We start from the raw sequence: 16,636 nt of genomic DNA, 5'->3' as shown, positions 1-16,636 counted from the left end.
ATGACTATAAAGCTTTAAGCCTTAGATGCTATATAAATTGTAGCAACGCCTAAAGTTTGAGGTTTGTCTTGCACGTTAATAAACCCAATTTTACGTAAAATATTGTTTAAAACCTCACCATAAGGAAAAACAGATGCAGATTCTTGTAAATAACTGTATGCAGATTGATCTTTCGAAAACAGTTTTCCAATCGTTGACATAACGTATTTGGTGTAGAATTTATAGCCTTGCTTAAAAGGTGTTTTTGTAGGCACAGAGGTTTCTAAAATTACAAATGTGCCATTAGGTTTTAAAACTCTAAGTATTTCGGCCAATCCTTTTTCAAGGGTTTCAAAATTTCTAACACCAAAAGCAACCGTAATAGCATCAAAACTATCATCTTCAAAGGGTAAATCTTCAGAGTCTCCAACAACCATAGAGATGAGGTTGTCTAAATTTTTATGTTTTATTTTTTGCCGACCTACTTCTAACATGCCGTCACTAATATCTAAACCTATAATTTCTTTAGCATTAGTTTTGGCTAAACTAATAGCTAAATCACCGGTTCCGGTAGCGATGTCTAAAATACGTTGCGGATTGGTTTTAGTAACAATATCAACCACTTTATTTCGCCATTTGATATCAATGCCAAAAGAAATAACACGATTTAAACCATCGTATTCTTTTGATATATTATCAAACATTTGAGCGACTTGTTGCTTTTTGTTCAAATCACTATCCTTGTATGGAGTAACTTTTGAGGACATTTCTTTTTTTGCAAATATACTTAATTCTAATAGCATTAAATAATAGTAGCTCTTATTTGTAAATAGCTTTATCACATAATAATATAGTATATTTGCATGTTATTTCGAACAAAAATTTCTATGAAAATAATTATAGCAGGTGCTGGAGAAGTAGGATTTCATCTCGCCAAGCTTTTATCATACGAGTCTCAAGAGATCACATTAATTGATACAGACAAAAATAGTTTGGCTTATGCTAGTGATCATTTAGATATTAGAGTAATTAAGGGTGATGTTACATCGATTTCAATTTTAAGAGATGCAAGAATTAATAGAGCCGCATTATTTATTGCTGTAACATCTTCGGAAACTACCAACATTACAGCGTGTGTGCTTGCTAAGCAATTAGGTGCCAAACAAACAATTGCTAGAATATCCAATTCAGAGTTTTTAGATGAAACGGACGATATAGGATTTGCAAAATTTGGTATTGACGAATTAATCTCACCAGAAAACTTAGCAGCCTCAGAAATAGAATTACTTCTTAATCAGTACGGTTTTAATGATACGTATGAGTTTGAAGAAGGGAAACTAACCATGCTTAGTTTACGATTGTCAAGAACAGCTAGCTTTGTTGGTAAAACCGTGAGAGAAGCTGCTGAAGTGTTTCCAGAATTACACTTTGTTCCCATCGCAATACAACGTTTTGGAACGCAATATACAATAATCCCTAGAGGAGATACTGAATTTAAAGAAGGTGATAAAGTTGTGTTTATGACCTCAAAAGGTGGTGATGAAGAGCTATTTCAATTATCTGGAAAAGTAAAAACAGAGCTTAAAAACATTATGATTTTAGGCGGAAGTAAAATTGGTTATAAAACAGCCAAAGATCTTTGTGAAAGTAAATTTAGAGTAAAACTCATTGAAAAAGATAGCGAAATTGCTTTTGAATGTGCCGATGACTTAGCAAAAGCTCTAGTTATTAATGGAGATGGAAGAAATGTAGAATTGCTAGATGAAGAAAATATTAGTGACATGGATGCATTTATTTCGGTTACTGGTAATTCTGAAACCAATATTATGTCCTGCCTTGTAGCAAAATCAAAAGGCGTTAAAAAAACGATTGCATTAGTTGAGAATATGGATTACTACCAATTGTCTCAATCTATTGGTATTGATACCTTAATCAATAAAAAGCTATTGGCTGCGAATAATATTTTTAGATATATACGTCGTGGTGAAGTTGTGGCGATGACCAAATTAACTAATATGAATGCCGAGTTATTAGAGTTTGAGGTTAATTCGAATTCTAAAATCACTAAAAAGAAAATTAAAGATTTAGATTTTCCTAGATCTGCGATAATTGGAGGTGTTATTAGAGATGATGTAGGTGTTATTCCGTTAGGAGATTTTCAAATCCAATTAGGAGATAAGGTTGTTGTATGCTCATTACCTAGATCAATCACTCAAGTAGAACGTTTCTTTTTCTAATCTCATCTATGAAACTTAACTACAAAATCATTTGTCATTTTTTCGGGTTATTATGCCTTTTTAATGGAGGTTTTATGTTACTATCAACAGTTATAAGTCTTGTTTATGAGGATGGTGTAACCTTAGAGCTTTTGTCTTCTGGTCTTATAGTGCTTTTATTGGGAGGTGTTTTAATGATAACTACTAAAGAGCATAAAAAAGAACTCAATAAAAGAGATGGTTATATTGTGGTAGCCTTTGGTTGGATTGTCATGGCGCTTACCGGAACAATTCCTTATCTAATATCTGGAGCCATACCTAGTTTTACAGATGCCTTTTTTGAAACCATGTCAGGCTATACAACCACAGGAGCTAGTATTTTAAATGATATTGAAGCCGTTCCAAAAGGGATATTATTTTGGAGAAGTATGACACATTGGATTGGTGGTATGGGAATTATCGTTCTCGCTATTGCTATTTTACCTTTGTTAGGAATTGGAGGTATGCAGCTTTTTGCCGCAGAAGCTCCAGGACCTAATGCCGATAAATTACACCCAAGAATTACAGATACAGCAAAACGACTATGGCTTATCTATTTTGGTTATACTGCTGCCGAAACCATTTTACTTCAAGTGGCAGGAATGACATTTTTTGATGCCATAAACCATTCGCTATGTACGTTGTCTACAGGTGGGTTTTCAACAAAAAATGCAAGTGTTGCCTATTGGAATGGGCAACCTGTAATACAATATATTATCATTGTTTTTATGTTTTTGGCAGGTGCAAACTTTGTACTAAGTTACTTTGCATTTAAGGGTAAAGTGCAAAAGGCCATCCAAGATGAAGAGTTTAAATTGTATTTTAAATTCGTAGCCTTATTTACAATTATAGCGGCTGTAATCATCTATTTTAGAGCAGATTTTTCAATCTCATCTATTGATCATCCCATGGTTTTTGGAAAAGCCGAAGCCTCATTTAGACATGCACTTTTTCAGGTAATAGCCATCATAACAACAACCGGTTTTGTAACGGCAGATTATACCTTGTGGACACCATTTTTGGTGGTGTTCTTTTTTGGTCTTATGTTTTTAGGTGGTTCGGCAGGAAGTACCTCAGGAGGTGTTAAGGTAGTAAGGCACATGATTATGATTAAAAACGGATTTCTAGAGTTTAAACGTGCATTACATCCTAATGCAATTTTGCCTGTGCGCTATAACAAGAAAGCGGTTACAGGTACTATTGTTTTTAACATATTAGGATTCTTTATCCTATACATGTTATCGTTTATTGTTGGTGCTTTAGTGTTTTCTATGATGCACATAGATTTTGAGTCTGCCATAGGTTTATCGGCTTCTAGTTTAGGAAATGTTGGTCCTGCGTTGGGTAATTACGGACCAGTAAATAACTATGCAGAATTGCCTGCTCTAGGAAAATGGTGGTCGGCATTTTTGATGCTTATTGGCCGATTAGAACTCTTCACAGTTTTAATATTATTGACTCCTTTTTTCTGGAGAAATAGATAGATTTTAAAAATAATTTCAAAATATTTTTTCTTCGGAAATATTAATATCCATAGGTATTTCGAGAATTTCATCTTGGTTACTAACGAGTTATGGTTGCGATTTTTTGTAACAATTATTAGATAAGTACGTCTTACTAGTATAATCAATTAAATCAATCAATCATGGAATTAGTATTAGCATCACAAAAATTAGAGCCTTCACCCAAACCTAGATTAGAGACAACATTTGTTAGACCTCAAGGGTTATTAAATTCAAATTATAAGTCTATTGTAAACTGTAATTTACAACACACAAATTCTAAATCAATTTTTGGTATTAAGCAACGCTTAAAAGGCAGACAATATCAATTTACTTCAAGTATCGAAACACTTTTAAAATTGTCTGTTTTTGCCATCGTTCTTGGCTTTATATTATAAACGACCTTTTTAACTGGTACGATTAGGGCGCACCTAAAACTATCTTTTACACTTTTATTCAATACGTTTTCGGCATCGTTTAATGATCTCGAAAGGTTTGATATACTTCAATTTTAACGGTTGGACTGCTGGAAGATATTTCAGTATAAAAAAAGATATTATGAGCTCAATTGGATCAATGAATACTACAATTAATAATAATAGAAGATTATTAAAAAACGGTAAACGCATACCATTTACAAAAATGAATGGTGGCTCAAATCGTCCATTAGGTTATAAACCTTATGTAATGCCTAAAGTATCACCTCATGTGTTGAGACGTATTAGGATGAAAACAAAACGAGAGCAAAAACGTTTACTTATAAAGCAGCTTATTATTGGGACTATAGTGGGATCAATTGTTTTGTATTGGTTTTATAGACTTCAATATGGTTAAAAAGAAAAGACCTTTCAGCAATGTTACTAAAAGGTCTTTTTAATTTTTGTTGTTATAGGTTTAGCTAACCGCTTCCTTTATTCGCTTAATAGCTTCAATGATTTGCTCTTGAGAAGCAGCATAAGAAATACGAATACAGCCTGGATTACCAAAAGCAACACCAGTTACAGTTGCTACATTGGCGTGTTCTAATAAGAAGAGTGAAAAATCGGTTGCGTTTTCAATGTTTTGTCCTTTTAGGGTTTTTCCGAAGAAAAAAGAAATATCAGGAAATACATAAAAAGCACCTTCAGGTACATTGGTTTTAAATCCTTCAATGTCATTTAATAAACCAAGAATTAATTCTCGTCTTACTTTAAACTCATCTACCATATATTGTACGCGAGATGGTGACTCATTTAGCGCAGTAATCACAGCACGTTGTGCAATACAATTAGCACCACTTGTGATTTGCCCTTGCATTTTGTTACATGCTCTTGCAATGGTTTCTGGAGCTCCAATATATCCAATTCTCCAACCTGTCATGGCAAAGGCTTTTGAAACACCGTTAACGGTTATTGTGCGCTCAAACATATCGTCAAACTGAGCCATACTTGCATGACCACCAATAAAATTGATGTGTTCGTATATCTCATCTGAAACAACGGTAATGTTTGGGTGTTTTTGAAGTACATCTGCCAATGCTCTCAATTCGTCTTTACTGTAAACAGATCCGCTTGGATTGCAAGGCGAACTGTACCAAATCATTTTTGTTTTTGGTGTAATAGCCGCTTCTAATTGTTGAGGTGTAAGTTTAAAATCGTTATCTATTGATGTTTTTACTTCAACAGGTACACCTTCATTAAGTTTTACAATGTCACTGTAACTAACCCAATAAGGGCAAGGTAAAATTACTTCATCTCCTTTGTTTAGCATTACTGCGGCAATATTAGCTAAAGCTTGTTTTGCACCTGTAGATACGACTATTTGAGAGTGTTTATATGTGAGATTGTTATCTCTTTTAAATTTTGTTATTATGGCATCTTTTAACTCTACGTATCCATCAACAGGAGTGTATGAATTATAGTTGTCATTAACAGCTTGTATTGCTGCGTCTTTTATAAAATCTGGTGTATTAAAGTCTGGTTCTCCCAAACTTAAACCAATTATATCTTTGCCTTCTGCTTTTAGTTCTCTTGCTTTGGCTGCCATTGCTAGTGTGGCAGATGTTGCCATATTAAGAACTCTATTTGAAAGTTGTGTCATTGTGTGAGGTTGGTTGCTGTTAAACTTTACAATAAATTAAGCCAAACTAGGATTTTTACCTAATTCTTTTAGTTGTTGATAATGTTCTGAAATGGCTGTCCAAATAGAATTGTATTCGTTATAAGGTAAGCTAAATTCATGTGCAGTTTCTCTAACTATATTAGCTATGTGTTTATAATGTACATGACTTATATTAGAAAACAAATGGTGTTCTACTTGTCTATTTAAACCTCCAGTGTAAAATTCTACCATCCAGCTTTTAGGTGAGAAGTTAGAAGTTGTAAATAATTGATGTATAGCCCATGTGTTTTTCATGGTTCCATTTTCATCTGGTAAAGGCATTTCTGTATTTGGCATAACATGTGCTAATTGAAAAATTACACTTAAAATTATACCTGCTGTATAATGCATAATTAAAAACCCAATTAAAACTTGCCACCAAGCGTAACCTAAAGCCATTGGTAATACAACCCAAATAGAGTAATAGATGATTTTACCAATAATTAACTTGGTCCATTGTGTTGCTGGATTAGGAAAATCACCATATGATAATTTTCTTTTAAGGTAAACATAGGTTTGTTTAAAATCGGTTGTAATCGCCCAGTTAACAGTTAATAAACCGTATAGTAAAAAGGCATAATATTTTTGGTATTGATGAATTTTTAACCATTTAGAATGCTTAGAAAAACGAATAATTCGTCCTGCATCAATATCTTCATCATGTCCTTGAATGTTTGTATACGTATGATGTAATACATTGTGTTGTACTTTCCAATTGTAATCGTTACCAGCTAATATGTGGATACTGCTTCCCATAAGTTTATTGACCCACTTTTTACTAGAAAAAGAACCATGATTGGCATCGTGCATCACATTCATGCCAACACCTGCCATACCAATACCTATAACCATCATGCTAATAATTTGTAGCCAAATTGGTAACTCAACTGTTAGCAGTAATACTAAAGGTCCAAGTAATAATGTGAACATGACTATAGCTTTAATATAAAGCTTCCAGTTTCCTGTTTTTTTAATGTTGTTTTCTTTGAAATAATTATTAACTCGCTTGTTAAGCGTTCTGAAAAATTTTGCAGAATCTGTTCGTGAGAAGGTTAATGTTTGTTTACTCATGCTATTAATTTTCAATATAACGTGAAAAATCTCGTTTTTGTATGAAAAGCAAAGATAATTAATAAATGCTGTGATAGGGATAATAAAATCTTAAAAATATCCACATAAAAATACATACTTTTGTCAAAATTTTAAAAAATGGAGCTCATTCAATATTATTTTCCTGATTTAACCGAAGAACAAATTCTTCAGTTTAAAAAATTAGAGGAACTATATAAGGACTGGAATTTGAAAATAAATGTAGTGTCGCGTAAGGATATCGACGAGTTGTATTTACGTCATGTACTACATTCATTAGGGATTGCCAAAGTTATAAGGTTTAAGCCTAATTCTAACATATTAGATGTTGGTACAGGAGGAGGTTTTCCAGGAATACCTTTAGCTATTTTACATCCAGAAAGTCAATTTCATTTGGTGGATAGTATTGCTAAAAAATTAAAGGTGGTTAATGAAGTTGTTGAAGGTTTAGGTTTAACCAATGTTAAAACAACCCATAGTAGAGTTGAGGAGATAGATGAGCAGTTTGATTTTATTGTAAGTAGAGCAGTGGCAGCAATGCCAACATTTGTACATTGGGTGAAAGGTAAAATTGCAAAAGAACAAAAACACGATCTCAAGAATGGAATTTTATACTTAAAAGGAGGAGACCTTAGTGAAGAATTACAATCGTATCAAACGACAACGCTATATCAATTAGAAGATTATTTTAAAGAGGATTTCTTTGAAACAAAAAAAGTAGTGCACTTGCCCATAAAATGGCGTGGATAACGAAAAAAAGCTTCATGATTGTCATGAAGCTTTTTTGATTATATATAGTGTGGTTAATTAGAATGCTGTTGTTAAGTTTAAAGATAACCCAACATTTTCTGGTACAATTCTACATACACCTCCTACGCAAAATAATCCGCCACGTTGTCGTCCATAATTTAAAGCCACTCTAGTTGCTCCTTTTGTGTAACTACCTCCAAAATTATAGTAGTGCAGTTGCTCCTCGTCAATATCATTACCGTAATTATAAATGTCTGCAACATAAAAAGCTAGGTTGCGATTCACAACATATTCTAATGTACCTCCAGCCCAATTTTTTCTATCTTCTTTGGTTGATAGGTGTTGTAATTCTAAACGTATAGAACGTCCTTTGCTAAATTTTCTAGTCGTTTCTGCAACGATAATATTAGAGTTTATATGTTCGTCATCTGGTATGTAAGACCCTTCAATTGCTAAGTTTTTATTGATCGATAAGTTTTGGTAGAATAACACACTGCTCCAATCTTTAGACCACTTTTTCTTAACTTCAAAGTTGATATCTTTATAGAGCTTTTCACCAAATTTGAACATTTCGGTTTCATAAGATGAATTGTCTTGATCAAACGTAGCATCTAAAAGTGACCAATATGACATGTTCATCGTAAGTTTTGTACCATATTTACCTCCAATAGATGAGCCTCTTTTAAAGGTATAGTACATGTCTATTTGTCCTCCTATTTCTCCAGCTTGACCTCCATAATTTTGAATAATCAATGGTGATTGCGCTTGGTATAAATAAATATTTGATAACGAGTAATCTTGTTGTTTTGTTAATGCAGGAGTATAGTTGATGCTGCCCATTCCAAATGGGTTGTTGCCTGGTTTTATTAAATCTCTATCAGAGAAAAATGCCATATTCTCTAGACGTCTAAACGTACTTGAAACTCCAAAGCCTTTAACAGTATAACCTGTTGTGAACAAAAGTGCACTACCATCAAAATATTTGCCTTCAATGATTTCTGGTTGACCTACAGAAGCAGAAGTATACGAAATATCTTTACCTTTTAGAGAATACTCTGAGTTTACAAAGAATTTACCAAAGTCAACATCAAATCTAAATGCAAATGAATTGATTAATTCTGGGAAATCTGTGTCATCAAAAGTGTTTTCTGGATCAAACTCATCAATAGGAGCTGTGAAATCTTCACTTTTACCAACGTAACTCGCACCAAAATTAAATCTAGATACGCTTTCAATACCTAATACATCTTTTAAATCTACATTAGCATCTAAGCCAAAAACTTCTCCTTCAGAATGCTCAAAACCAATTCTATTTTTTCCGTATAAGGCAGTGAAATTTAAATAATTTGTAGGCATGTATTTTATGCGTCCACCTCTTAAAGCATTATTTAAACCTAGTTGTCGTTCTTCAAAAGCCCTTAATAACAGTCCACTTCCAAATTGTTCATAGTAATGACCTGCTGTGATATCTAGTTTTTTATTTCTAAAATTGATGTAGTAGTTAGAAAGTTCGGTGCCTTTATACTCTGGATAGAAACTTAATAGAGGTAACGGTTCATAGCTTTCTACTTGTAAACCAACAGTAAAGTGTTCTAGAAAATTATAATCTAATCGCAAATAGCTATTTGCTCTTACATGTTTGTTTTCTAAATCAAACTCAGGTATGGGATCACTAAATTCACCTAATACATTATCATTAACGTACCATTGCGCATTGGTCTCAAAGCTACCAGTTAAATTGTTTAAAAATTGATCAAAGGTTGTGTTTTTATCGTCTTCTGTTTCTTGTGCAAAACTTAATATAGGAAGTATTAGCAAAAATAAAACCGTAGTTTTTTTCATGTTAAAGAGGTTGATTGGTTTAAATAAAAATGTAGGGTTAAGAGTGTTTCTTGATTTCTTCAAAAAGCTCGTCTTCAGCACCAGGTGTGTATCCAGAGTGTCTATAAACAATTTTGCCGTTTTTAATTATTAATGTGAGTGGAACTGTAGCTGCACCTAATTCTCTTTTCAAATCATTATTAGTATCTAATAAAATGTTGAAATCCCAAGCTTTTCCATTAACTAAAGGTTTTACGCGACTTACGGTTCTTGAATCATCAACAGAAATTGCATATAATTTCACATCTGTTTCGTCTTGCCAATCCACGTAAACTTCGTTAATAGCATCTAATTCATTTTTGCAAGGCACACACCAAGTTGCCCAAAGTGAGACTATAATAAGGTCGTTATCTTGGCTTATTTTTTCTAATGTAGTAGTATCACCGTCTAAAGTTTTAATTTCTGCGGTTGGTAAATTGTCTTGAGCTGAAAGATTAAAACTCAAAGTAAGTAATAATAAATAGATAAGTTGTTTCATTAGGTAAATTTTTAATTTTTTGTTAAAATTAGTGTTTTATTCTTAAAAATTTTAAGAATAAAATCATAAATCGCTGCTTATTGACAAAAAAAGGTTAGACAGTCTGACTTTAAATTAACTAAATCAAAAAACATTCCGAAATGAAAATTAAAAGTATTTTAAAACAATTAGCAGTAGTAACCTTTGTGGTTTTTGCTTTTGCATGTAGTAGCTCTGATGATGGAGCAGCAGCATCTTCAATTACAGTGTCGGGAGACTCCTCTACTGTTTTTGTTGGAGAATCTGTGTCGTTCACAGTGACAAATAATTTAGGGACTAATGTTACAACCAGTTCTGAATTAACAGTTGGTGGTGTCGTAATTTCTAATCCTTATGCATTTAGTGCAGCAGGTAGCTTTGAGGTTACAGCTACTAATGGTGGGTTAACAAGCACTACAACGATCACTGTGCAACCTATACCAGTGCCAACAGCAATTACACTATCTACGGCTACAGATTCTTTTTGGTATGATGATGGTCAAACCTTATTATTGGTGGTTACAGATTTAGGTAATGAAGTAACAATAAATTCAACATTAACTGCAGATACAGGTGTAGTAACTAATCCTGTTGCGTTTGCAAATCCTGGTACTTATAATGTTGTAGCAACATATACTTTAGAAGATGGTAGTGTATTGACTTCTAATACTTTAGAGTTAAAAGCTGTTGAGTCTACACATACAACTAAGGTGATGGTAGAAGATTATACAGGTTCTTGGTGTCAATATTGCCCAAGATTAGCTTATGCTTTAGAACAAGCCGTTGCAACAGATGATAATATTATTCCTGTCGCTTTACATAGAGAATATGCTGGAGATCCAGGTTATTCATTGCATTTTACTCCAGTAATTTCGATGTTAAATACTTATGGTATTACAGGTTTCCCTTCAGGAAGAGTTAATAGAACGATGAATTGGAATGAATCAACTAGCCAGCCTGTTGGACTTTTGAGTGCAAGACAAAAAATGGGATTAGCAATCAACTCTTCAATTTCGGGTAATACAATTACTGCGGAAGTAAGAGTGCATTATGACTTAAAAACAACGTCTGAAAACAGAATAGTAGTGTATTTATTAGAAAATGGTTTAGTGTATCCTCAGGTTAATTTTTACAATGGAGATCCTTCTAGCCCTTATTACCAACAAGGAAATCCTATCCAAGATTTTGTACATAATCATACGGCTAGAGCAACGTTTACTGATGTTTATGGTGATGCGATCCCTTATGAAGATTCTGATACGGATAGTACGTTTACAGGGAATTATACCTTAACAGTGCCTGCAAGTGTTCAAAACACAGCTAATTTAGAGCTTGTTGCTTTTGTTGTTGGACCAGATAATACTGTGTTAAATGTTCAAAAAGCAGATTTAGGAGAGAATAAAGATTTTGACTAATCTCTTATCTTAATATAATCGAATGCGGTTATATTAGAATTTTAAATAAAATTAAAACCTGAACATTATTTATAGTGTTCAGGTTTTTTTATTTATAAGTTTTGCTGAAATATCTCGTTCAAGATCATCATTATATAATGGAAGTGTAGTAGGATGTCTATAATTCGTTTTTGTGTTGCGTGGGTTTAGTGTTAGACGACGTCTGTTTTTTGAATACTGATAATTTGTAAATGCTAAGGCTGAAAGTGGCTATTGTGATGGTTTTGGTATGTGCATCACTATAGTTATTGCCTTGACGGTTTTGGAGTTGGCACATTTCAGTATAAAATAGTATAGAGCACAAAAAAAAGAGACTAGTATAATTCCAGTCTCTTTTTTGTGTTGTAAATAGATTATAATTTACTTTACTATAACCTTAGTTCTATACTTGAGATTGTGCTGTGTTTCTATATTAAGAATGTACATTCCAGAATCTAAATGTAATGGTATAGTTAATCGTCTATCTAAAGTTTGGATAGATTGATGAACTATTTTGCCTGTGATGTCAACTAATGATATTCTAGCATTATCAACAACCGTGTTACTTAAAATTGTTAATTGAGAATCTATAGGGTTTTTCTCAATTTTAAGTGTTGCAAAGTTTTCAAAATCGACGTTTGATAATGTTTCTGGCATAATTTCACTAAGCGCGAAAGTTACATTTTGCTCAGTTAATTCCACGTGATTTTCATTATTGTCTGGCATATACCAGTTTACAAAAGGCGTATTATTGGTTGTGTCTCCAGAACTTTCAGGAGTTCCTAAATTAATATCATGGTACCAATCTATTTCATCATTAGTAATTTGTAGAGCCATACCGCTTACAGAAGGGATAAAACTAAATTTATCAAGTTGTAAAGAAGTTAAGAAGTCGCCAATTAAACCTTCAGATCCTAAGTCTGCTGTGAAACCACTTAAATCAAAAAGACCTCCCGAAGCAGCATCAACACCATCAGAAAAAGTTGGTGCTTGCGCATTAATTTCAACGTCAACAAGGTCTATAGTTCCTATAAAATTAACTTGTACTAATATTTTACTTATCAATTGACTATTATCAAGAGTGGCAGGTGTTAGGTTAATGCCTATTTGTGCTGTCGTAGGCAATGGAGAATCAGGAACATCGAATGTGTCATTAATTACTGTGAAACCTGGAGTTACAGGAGTGTTAGAAGTAGATTGATAAGGTGTACCAATACCACTACCATTAATCATTGATACATTACGCGTATTTTGAGGATAACCGCCTATGTTACTCAGAAAAACGTCTCTATAAGGATGCGCATCTGGTAATAATTTTGTAGGGTCAAATTCTACATCACTTCCGTTTAGCAAATGAGCTTCAAAATGATCTACCAACAATTGTCTAGCTGCTGGAGATTTTAAAAGTCCGTTTACTATAGGTTGTAATTCTACAATATTTAAGTCGTCACCTAAACCATTAGCTAAAAAATTAAACTGATGTTGAAACCCTAAAGGTACATTAGCTCCATTATGAGGTGCATCAAAAGAAATCCATAATCTTGTTTCATGATCTATAGCGTTACTTTCCATATAATTTAAAGCAAATCTAGAAATCAATCCTCCCATACTTGGGCCAATTATAACAAGATCTTCATCTCCAACTTTATCCGTATTAAGCGTATTAATTAAATCAACTAAAAGCATCGCGTTACGCTCCATAAAATCTGCACCACCATCAACTAAGGTACTTCCAGGATAATCTAATTCATCAATTACCATATCAGCATTAACATCTGTAGCATCATCCATATTTAATACTGAGTTATCTGCCAATTTGAAATACTGCGGAAAGTTTAATATCACAACATCAAAGCCTTCTGTTCTAACTAGGTCTGCTAAATTTTGATTTCCTTGAGAACCTGTGAAATCTAGTAAGCTATAGATGCCAGGTATTGTTCTAGTGTCTCCAGGGTCAAAACCATCTAGCAAGATTATTGGCTTGTCTAAAACACCAGTGTCTGTGTCTAAAAATATTTCGTATTCACCTAAACCTGCAAATTCAGTAACTCCAGAGTAGCCTGATAAATCTGAAGTCAGCGTAGATTCAAACTCAATGGTTTGAGCTAAACCTAACAGAGGGAATAGGAATAAAAGTAAAAAGTAATGTTTTTTCATAGTGGATCAATTTATATAATATTGGATACCAATATACAAAGTTTGATTTAGTTAATTAGATGTTGTCTAATGTTTTAGGTTGAAAGGCAAAAAAAATCCTCAAACCGTTAGGCTTGAGGATTTTTTATGAATTTGACAGTGGTTTTTAACCTAAAAAAGGATAACGATAATCTGTAGGAGTTACAAATGTTTCTTTAATCATTCTAGGAGATACCCAGCGCAATAAGTTTAATGCGCTACCTGCTTTATCATTTGTTCCAGATGCTCTAGCACCTCCAAATGGTTGCTGGCCAACAACTGCACCTGTAGGTTTGTCATTGATATAGAAGTTACCTGCACAATTTTGTAAGGCGTTTGTAGCTTCTTGAATAGCGTATCTATCTGTAGATAAAATAGCGCCTGTTAATGCGTATTCACTTGTTTCGTCAACAAGTTTTAAAGTTTCGGTATATTGGTTTTCATCATAAACGTAAATTGTGATTACTGGTCCAAAGAGCTCAGTACACATCGTAGTATACTTTGGGTTACTTGTAACAATAACAGTTGGCTCTATAAAGTAGCCTTTACTCTTATCGTAGTTTCCACCAACGATGATTTCGGCATCTGCATCAGACTTAGCCTGATCTATAAATTTTGCTAGCTTATCAAAAGATCCTTCATGAATTACAGCTGTAATAAAGTTGCTTAAATCTTCAGGAGAACCCATTTTAAAAGATTTTACATCTGCAATCACACGTTCTTTAACTGTGTCCCACATATTTGAAGGGACATAAGCTCTTGAGGCAGCACTACATTTTTGACCTTGAAATTCAAAAGCACCTCTAGAAATTGCAGTAGCTACTTGAATTGGGTTTGCGCTTTTGTGAGCCACAATAAAATCCTTACCGCCAGTTTCACCAACAATTCTTGGGTATGTTTTATAATTGTGGATATTGTTTCCTATTTTTTTCCAAAGTTCTTTAAAGATATAAGTAGAACCTGTGAAATGTAATCCAGAAAAATCAGGACTATCCATCACAGTATCTGTAATCATTACAGGATCACCAAATACAACATTTATAACACCAGCAGGAACTCCAGCTTCTTTAAACACATCCATAATGATTTTTGCAGAATAGATTTGACTATCACTAGGTTTCCAAACCACTACATTACCCATCATGGCCATACAAGCTGGTAAGTTTCCAGCAATAGCAGTAAAGTTAAAAGGTGTGACAGCGTATACGAAACCTTCAAGCGGACGGTATTCTAATCGATTCCAAGCATCACTTGTGCTTTCTGGTTGTTCATGATAAATATCTGTCATGAATTGTACATTGAATCTTAAAAAATCTATCAATTCACAAGCGGCATCAATTTCTGCTTGGTGCACTGTTTTAGACTGTGCAATCATAGTTGCAGCATTTATTTTTGCTCTGTAAGGTCCTGCGATTAATTCAGCAGCTTTTAAAAAAATACCAGCACGTTGTTCCCAAGGTAATTGAGACCATTCTTTTCTAGCTTCTAAAGCTGTCGCAATAGCATCATCAATATTTGATTTTTCGGCTACATGATACGTGCCAACAACATGTTGATGATCGTGAGGTGCAGACATGGTTTTAGTGTTTCCTGTCTTAACATCTTTACCGTCAATGTACATTGGTACATCAATAGTTTCATTAAACATTTTTTTATAAGCCTCTAAAACTGCATCACGCTCAGGAGATCCTGGAGCATACGATTTAACAGGCTCATTTATAGCTACTGGTACGTTGAAAAATCCTTTTCCCATCTTAATATATATTTATAATTTGGTTATTATTTTGAAGCTGCAAAGTTACGATTTTTTGACGACTTATAGATTGACAAGTATTAAAACAAGGTTAAAAAAAATGAGTAATTTTTTGTAAGTTGCTCCATGTGTTTTAGACCTACTCAACTTTAAACCTAGTATGAATAACGGTATTATAATTAGCTTAGCTTATCCTGACACTATTGTTAAAATTCCTGATGAACGATTTTTATCGTATTTAAGGTTTATTGGTATTGGTAAAAAAGGCTATGTACGAGCAGGTCATGCAGCTTTAGTACTTATTAATAAGGCTACTGGTGAGTTAGAATATTTTGATTTTGGACGTTATGTCACGCCAATGTCTAGCGGTAGAGTGAGGAGTAAAGACACAGATTTTGAGTTGAATTTTTCTATTCGTGCTCAAATTAAAAATAATACGATTGTAAATCTTGATGAAATACTTAGATTTTTAGCCACAAATCCTAGGTTAACACATGGTGAAGGTAAATTAGTTGCTTCTGTTTGTAAAGCCGTGGATTACAATAAAGCAAAAACTTATATTGATGCTTTGCAACAGCAATATTTTGTAAAGTATGCCGTGTTTCAAAAAGCGGCTAGTAATTGCTCGCGTTTTGTAACAGAAACATTAATTGCATCTGTGACAAATGATGGTATACGGAAAAAGCTCATTAAATCGAAATGGTTTACACCAAGTACAGTTGGTAATGTGTTACTTTCTAATACTGAAAAGCAGGCGTTCTGCGTTAGTGACAAAGGTGAAATATCAAAATTTAAAGGCTCACCAAAATCTGAAAATTTACGTTGCTTCTTAGATCGTTTAAAAAACTACCAACCTAATTTGGTTGGTAGTTTAGAGCCTAAATTTTTAGACCTATTAAGTTCTAAAGCCCAATGGTTACCGGGAATTGGGTCAGGAGCTTGGTTTGAGTTGTACTCTATAAATCATGCGTCTCAATTTCGATGCCGACGAATTTCTCCCTACGGAACTATAGATGTTGATGGTTTGTATGAGATATCGACCTCAGGATTTGATTCTCAACACTATTATCGATTTTGTCATGACTCTAACTGTTTAAGCTTTAAAGTAGAGCAACAAGGTGAAATCTATACATTTAATTACTTAAAAGCTTATGGTGTAACAGAGTGAAACGTGTTGAGATGAT

14 protein-coding genes are annotated in these 16,636 nt (G+C 33.5%); 7 read left to right on the top strand and 7 right to left on the bottom strand.

Annotated elements, in window-relative coordinates:
* Window positions 1–14 precede the first annotated feature (14 nt).
* The gene (gene ubiE / locus TD29_RS13810) at window positions 15–746 is read right to left on the bottom strand and encodes a bifunctional demethylmenaquinone methyltransferase/2-methoxy-6-polyprenyl-1,4-benzoquinol methylase UbiE (protein WP_040281514.1); all 732 of its coding nucleotides are present in this window, start codon (window positions 744–746) and stop codon (window positions 15–17) included.
* Between the two features lie 120 nt (window positions 747–866).
* Here ubiE and trkA point away from each other — a divergent pair, with 120 nt between their 5' ends.
* The 4 genes from trkA (at window position 867) to TD29_RS13790 (ending at window position 4,570) form a co-directional block, all read left to right on the top strand.
* Window positions 867–2,216 carry a Trk system potassium transporter TrkA gene (gene trkA, locus TD29_RS13805; RefSeq protein WP_040281370.1) on the top strand — a complete coding sequence of 450 codons (1,350 nt, stop codon included), beginning with the start codon at window positions 867–869 and terminating at the stop codon, window positions 2,214–2,216.
* An 8-nt stretch (window positions 2,217–2,224) separates the two neighbouring features.
* Entirely contained in the window at window positions 2,225–3,718 is a 1,494-nt protein-coding gene (locus tag TD29_RS13800; RefSeq protein ID WP_040281368.1) for a TrkH family potassium uptake protein, read from the top strand.
* A 161-nt stretch (window positions 3,719–3,879) separates the two neighbouring features.
* Window positions 3,880–4,134: a hypothetical protein gene (locus tag TD29_RS13795; protein WP_040281366.1), complete on the top strand. Its 255-nt coding sequence runs from the start codon at window positions 3,880–3,882 to the stop codon at window positions 4,132–4,134.
* A 160-nt stretch (window positions 4,135–4,294) separates the two neighbouring features.
* Complete coding sequence (locus tag TD29_RS13790) at window positions 4,295–4,570, top strand: hypothetical protein (RefSeq protein WP_152611525.1); 276 nt, start codon at window positions 4,295–4,297, stop codon at window positions 4,568–4,570.
* A gap of 60 nt (window positions 4,571–4,630) precedes the next feature.
* Here the strand turns inward: TD29_RS13790 and TD29_RS13785 are convergent, their stop codons facing one another.
* Both TD29_RS13785 and TD29_RS13780 read right to left on the bottom strand, forming a co-directional pair.
* Window positions 4,631–5,815, bottom strand: coding sequence for a pyridoxal phosphate-dependent aminotransferase (locus TD29_RS13785; protein WP_040281362.1), 1,185 nt, complete (start codon window positions 5,813–5,815; stop codon window positions 4,631–4,633).
* 36 nt (window positions 5,816–5,851) lie between these two features.
* Window positions 5,852–6,946, bottom strand: a complete 1,095-nt coding sequence (locus TD29_RS13780) for a fatty acid desaturase family protein (protein ID WP_040281360.1) — start codon at window positions 6,944–6,946, stop codon at window positions 5,852–5,854.
* 138 nt (window positions 6,947–7,084) lie between these two features.
* Here TD29_RS13780 and rsmG point away from each other — a divergent pair, with 138 nt between their 5' ends.
* Entirely contained in the window at window positions 7,085–7,714 is a 630-nt protein-coding gene (gene rsmG / locus TD29_RS13775) for a 16S rRNA (guanine(527)-N(7))-methyltransferase RsmG (RefSeq protein WP_040281359.1), read from the top strand.
* 57 nt (window positions 7,715–7,771) lie between these two features.
* Here rsmG and TD29_RS13770 read toward each other — a convergent pair whose 3' ends face one another.
* Both TD29_RS13770 and TD29_RS13765 read right to left on the bottom strand, forming a co-directional pair.
* The gene (locus tag TD29_RS13770) at window positions 7,772–9,556 is read right to left on the bottom strand and encodes a DUF6029 family protein (RefSeq protein WP_040281357.1); all 1,785 of its coding nucleotides are present in this window, start codon (window positions 9,554–9,556) and stop codon (window positions 7,772–7,774) included.
* A gap of 37 nt (window positions 9,557–9,593) precedes the next feature.
* Window positions 9,594–10,073, bottom strand: coding sequence for a TlpA family protein disulfide reductase (locus tag TD29_RS13765; protein ID WP_040281356.1), 480 nt, complete (start codon window positions 10,071–10,073; stop codon window positions 9,594–9,596).
* A gap of 140 nt (window positions 10,074–10,213) precedes the next feature.
* Between TD29_RS13765 and TD29_RS13760 the strand changes: the two genes are divergently transcribed.
* Window positions 10,214–11,506, top strand: a complete 1,293-nt coding sequence (locus tag TD29_RS13760; protein ID WP_040281355.1) for an Omp28-related outer membrane protein — start codon at window positions 10,214–10,216, stop codon at window positions 11,504–11,506.
* Between the two features lie 399 nt (window positions 11,507–11,905).
* Here TD29_RS13760 and TD29_RS13755 read toward each other — a convergent pair whose 3' ends face one another.
* Window positions 11,906–13,681 (bottom strand): T9SS type A sorting domain-containing protein, encoded by a 1,776-nt coding sequence (locus tag TD29_RS13755; protein ID WP_040281353.1) that lies wholly within the window; start codon window positions 13,679–13,681, stop codon window positions 11,906–11,908.
* Between the two features lie 145 nt (window positions 13,682–13,826).
* Window positions 13,827–15,452 carry an L-glutamate gamma-semialdehyde dehydrogenase gene (gene pruA / locus TD29_RS13750; RefSeq protein WP_040281352.1) on the bottom strand — a complete coding sequence of 542 codons (1,626 nt, stop codon included), beginning with the start codon at window positions 15,450–15,452 and terminating at the stop codon, window positions 13,827–13,829.
* A gap of 160 nt (window positions 15,453–15,612) precedes the next feature.
* Here pruA and TD29_RS13745 point away from each other — a divergent pair, with 160 nt between their 5' ends.
* Window positions 15,613–16,620: a DUF6695 family protein gene (locus TD29_RS13745; protein WP_040281351.1), complete on the top strand. Its 1,008-nt coding sequence runs from the start codon at window positions 15,613–15,615 to the stop codon at window positions 16,618–16,620.
* The last annotated feature ends 16 nt before the right edge of the window (window positions 16,621–16,636 follow it).

The organism is Psychroserpens damuponensis, assembly GCF_000826655.1.
In the GTDB taxonomy this organism is placed as follows: Bacteria; Bacteroidota; Bacteroidia; order Flavobacteriales; family Flavobacteriaceae; genus Psychroserpens; species Psychroserpens damuponensis.
The sequence above is the reverse complement of the archived record's forward strand: the minus strand, read 5'-3'. Positions and strand labels throughout refer to the sequence as shown.

What these genes read in the sequence shown, in the direction of transcription:
- ubiE (WP_040281514.1), bottom strand. Translation starts at nt 746, where the DNA reads ATGTCCTCAAAAGTTACTCCATACAAGGATAGTGATTTGAACAAAAAG.
- trkA (WP_040281370.1), top strand. Translation starts at nt 867, where the DNA reads ATGAAAATAATTATAGCAGGTGCTGGAGAAGTAGGATTTCATCTCGCC.
- TD29_RS13800 (WP_040281368.1), top strand. Translation starts at nt 2,225, where the DNA reads ATGAAACTTAACTACAAAATCATTTGTCATTTTTTCGGGTTATTATGC.
- TD29_RS13795 (WP_040281366.1), top strand. Translation starts at nt 3,880, where the DNA reads ATGGAATTAGTATTAGCATCACAAAAATTAGAGCCTTCACCCAAACCT.
- TD29_RS13790 (WP_152611525.1), top strand. Translation starts at nt 4,295, where the DNA reads ATGAGCTCAATTGGATCAATGAATACTACAATTAATAATAATAGAAGA.
- TD29_RS13785 (WP_040281362.1), bottom strand. Translation starts at nt 5,815, where the DNA reads ATGACACAACTTTCAAATAGAGTTCTTAATATGGCAACATCTGCCACA.
- TD29_RS13780 (WP_040281360.1), bottom strand. Translation starts at nt 6,946, where the DNA reads ATGAGTAAACAAACATTAACCTTCTCACGAACAGATTCTGCAAAATTT.
- rsmG (WP_040281359.1), top strand. Translation starts at nt 7,085, where the DNA reads ATGGAGCTCATTCAATATTATTTTCCTGATTTAACCGAAGAACAAATT.
- TD29_RS13770 (WP_040281357.1), bottom strand. Translation starts at nt 9,556, where the DNA reads ATGAAAAAAACTACGGTTTTATTTTTGCTAATACTTCCTATATTAAGT.
- TD29_RS13765 (WP_040281356.1), bottom strand. Translation starts at nt 10,073, where the DNA reads ATGAAACAACTTATCTATTTATTATTACTTACTTTGAGTTTTAATCTT.
- TD29_RS13760 (WP_040281355.1), top strand. Translation starts at nt 10,214, where the DNA reads ATGAAAATTAAAAGTATTTTAAAACAATTAGCAGTAGTAACCTTTGTG.
- TD29_RS13755 (WP_040281353.1), bottom strand. Translation starts at nt 13,681, where the DNA reads ATGAAAAAACATTACTTTTTACTTTTATTCCTATTCCCTCTGTTAGGT.
- pruA (WP_040281352.1), bottom strand. Translation starts at nt 15,452, where the DNA reads ATGGGAAAAGGATTTTTCAACGTACCAGTAGCTATAAATGAGCCTGTT.
- TD29_RS13745 (WP_040281351.1), top strand. Translation starts at nt 15,613, where the DNA reads ATGAATAACGGTATTATAATTAGCTTAGCTTATCCTGACACTATTGTT.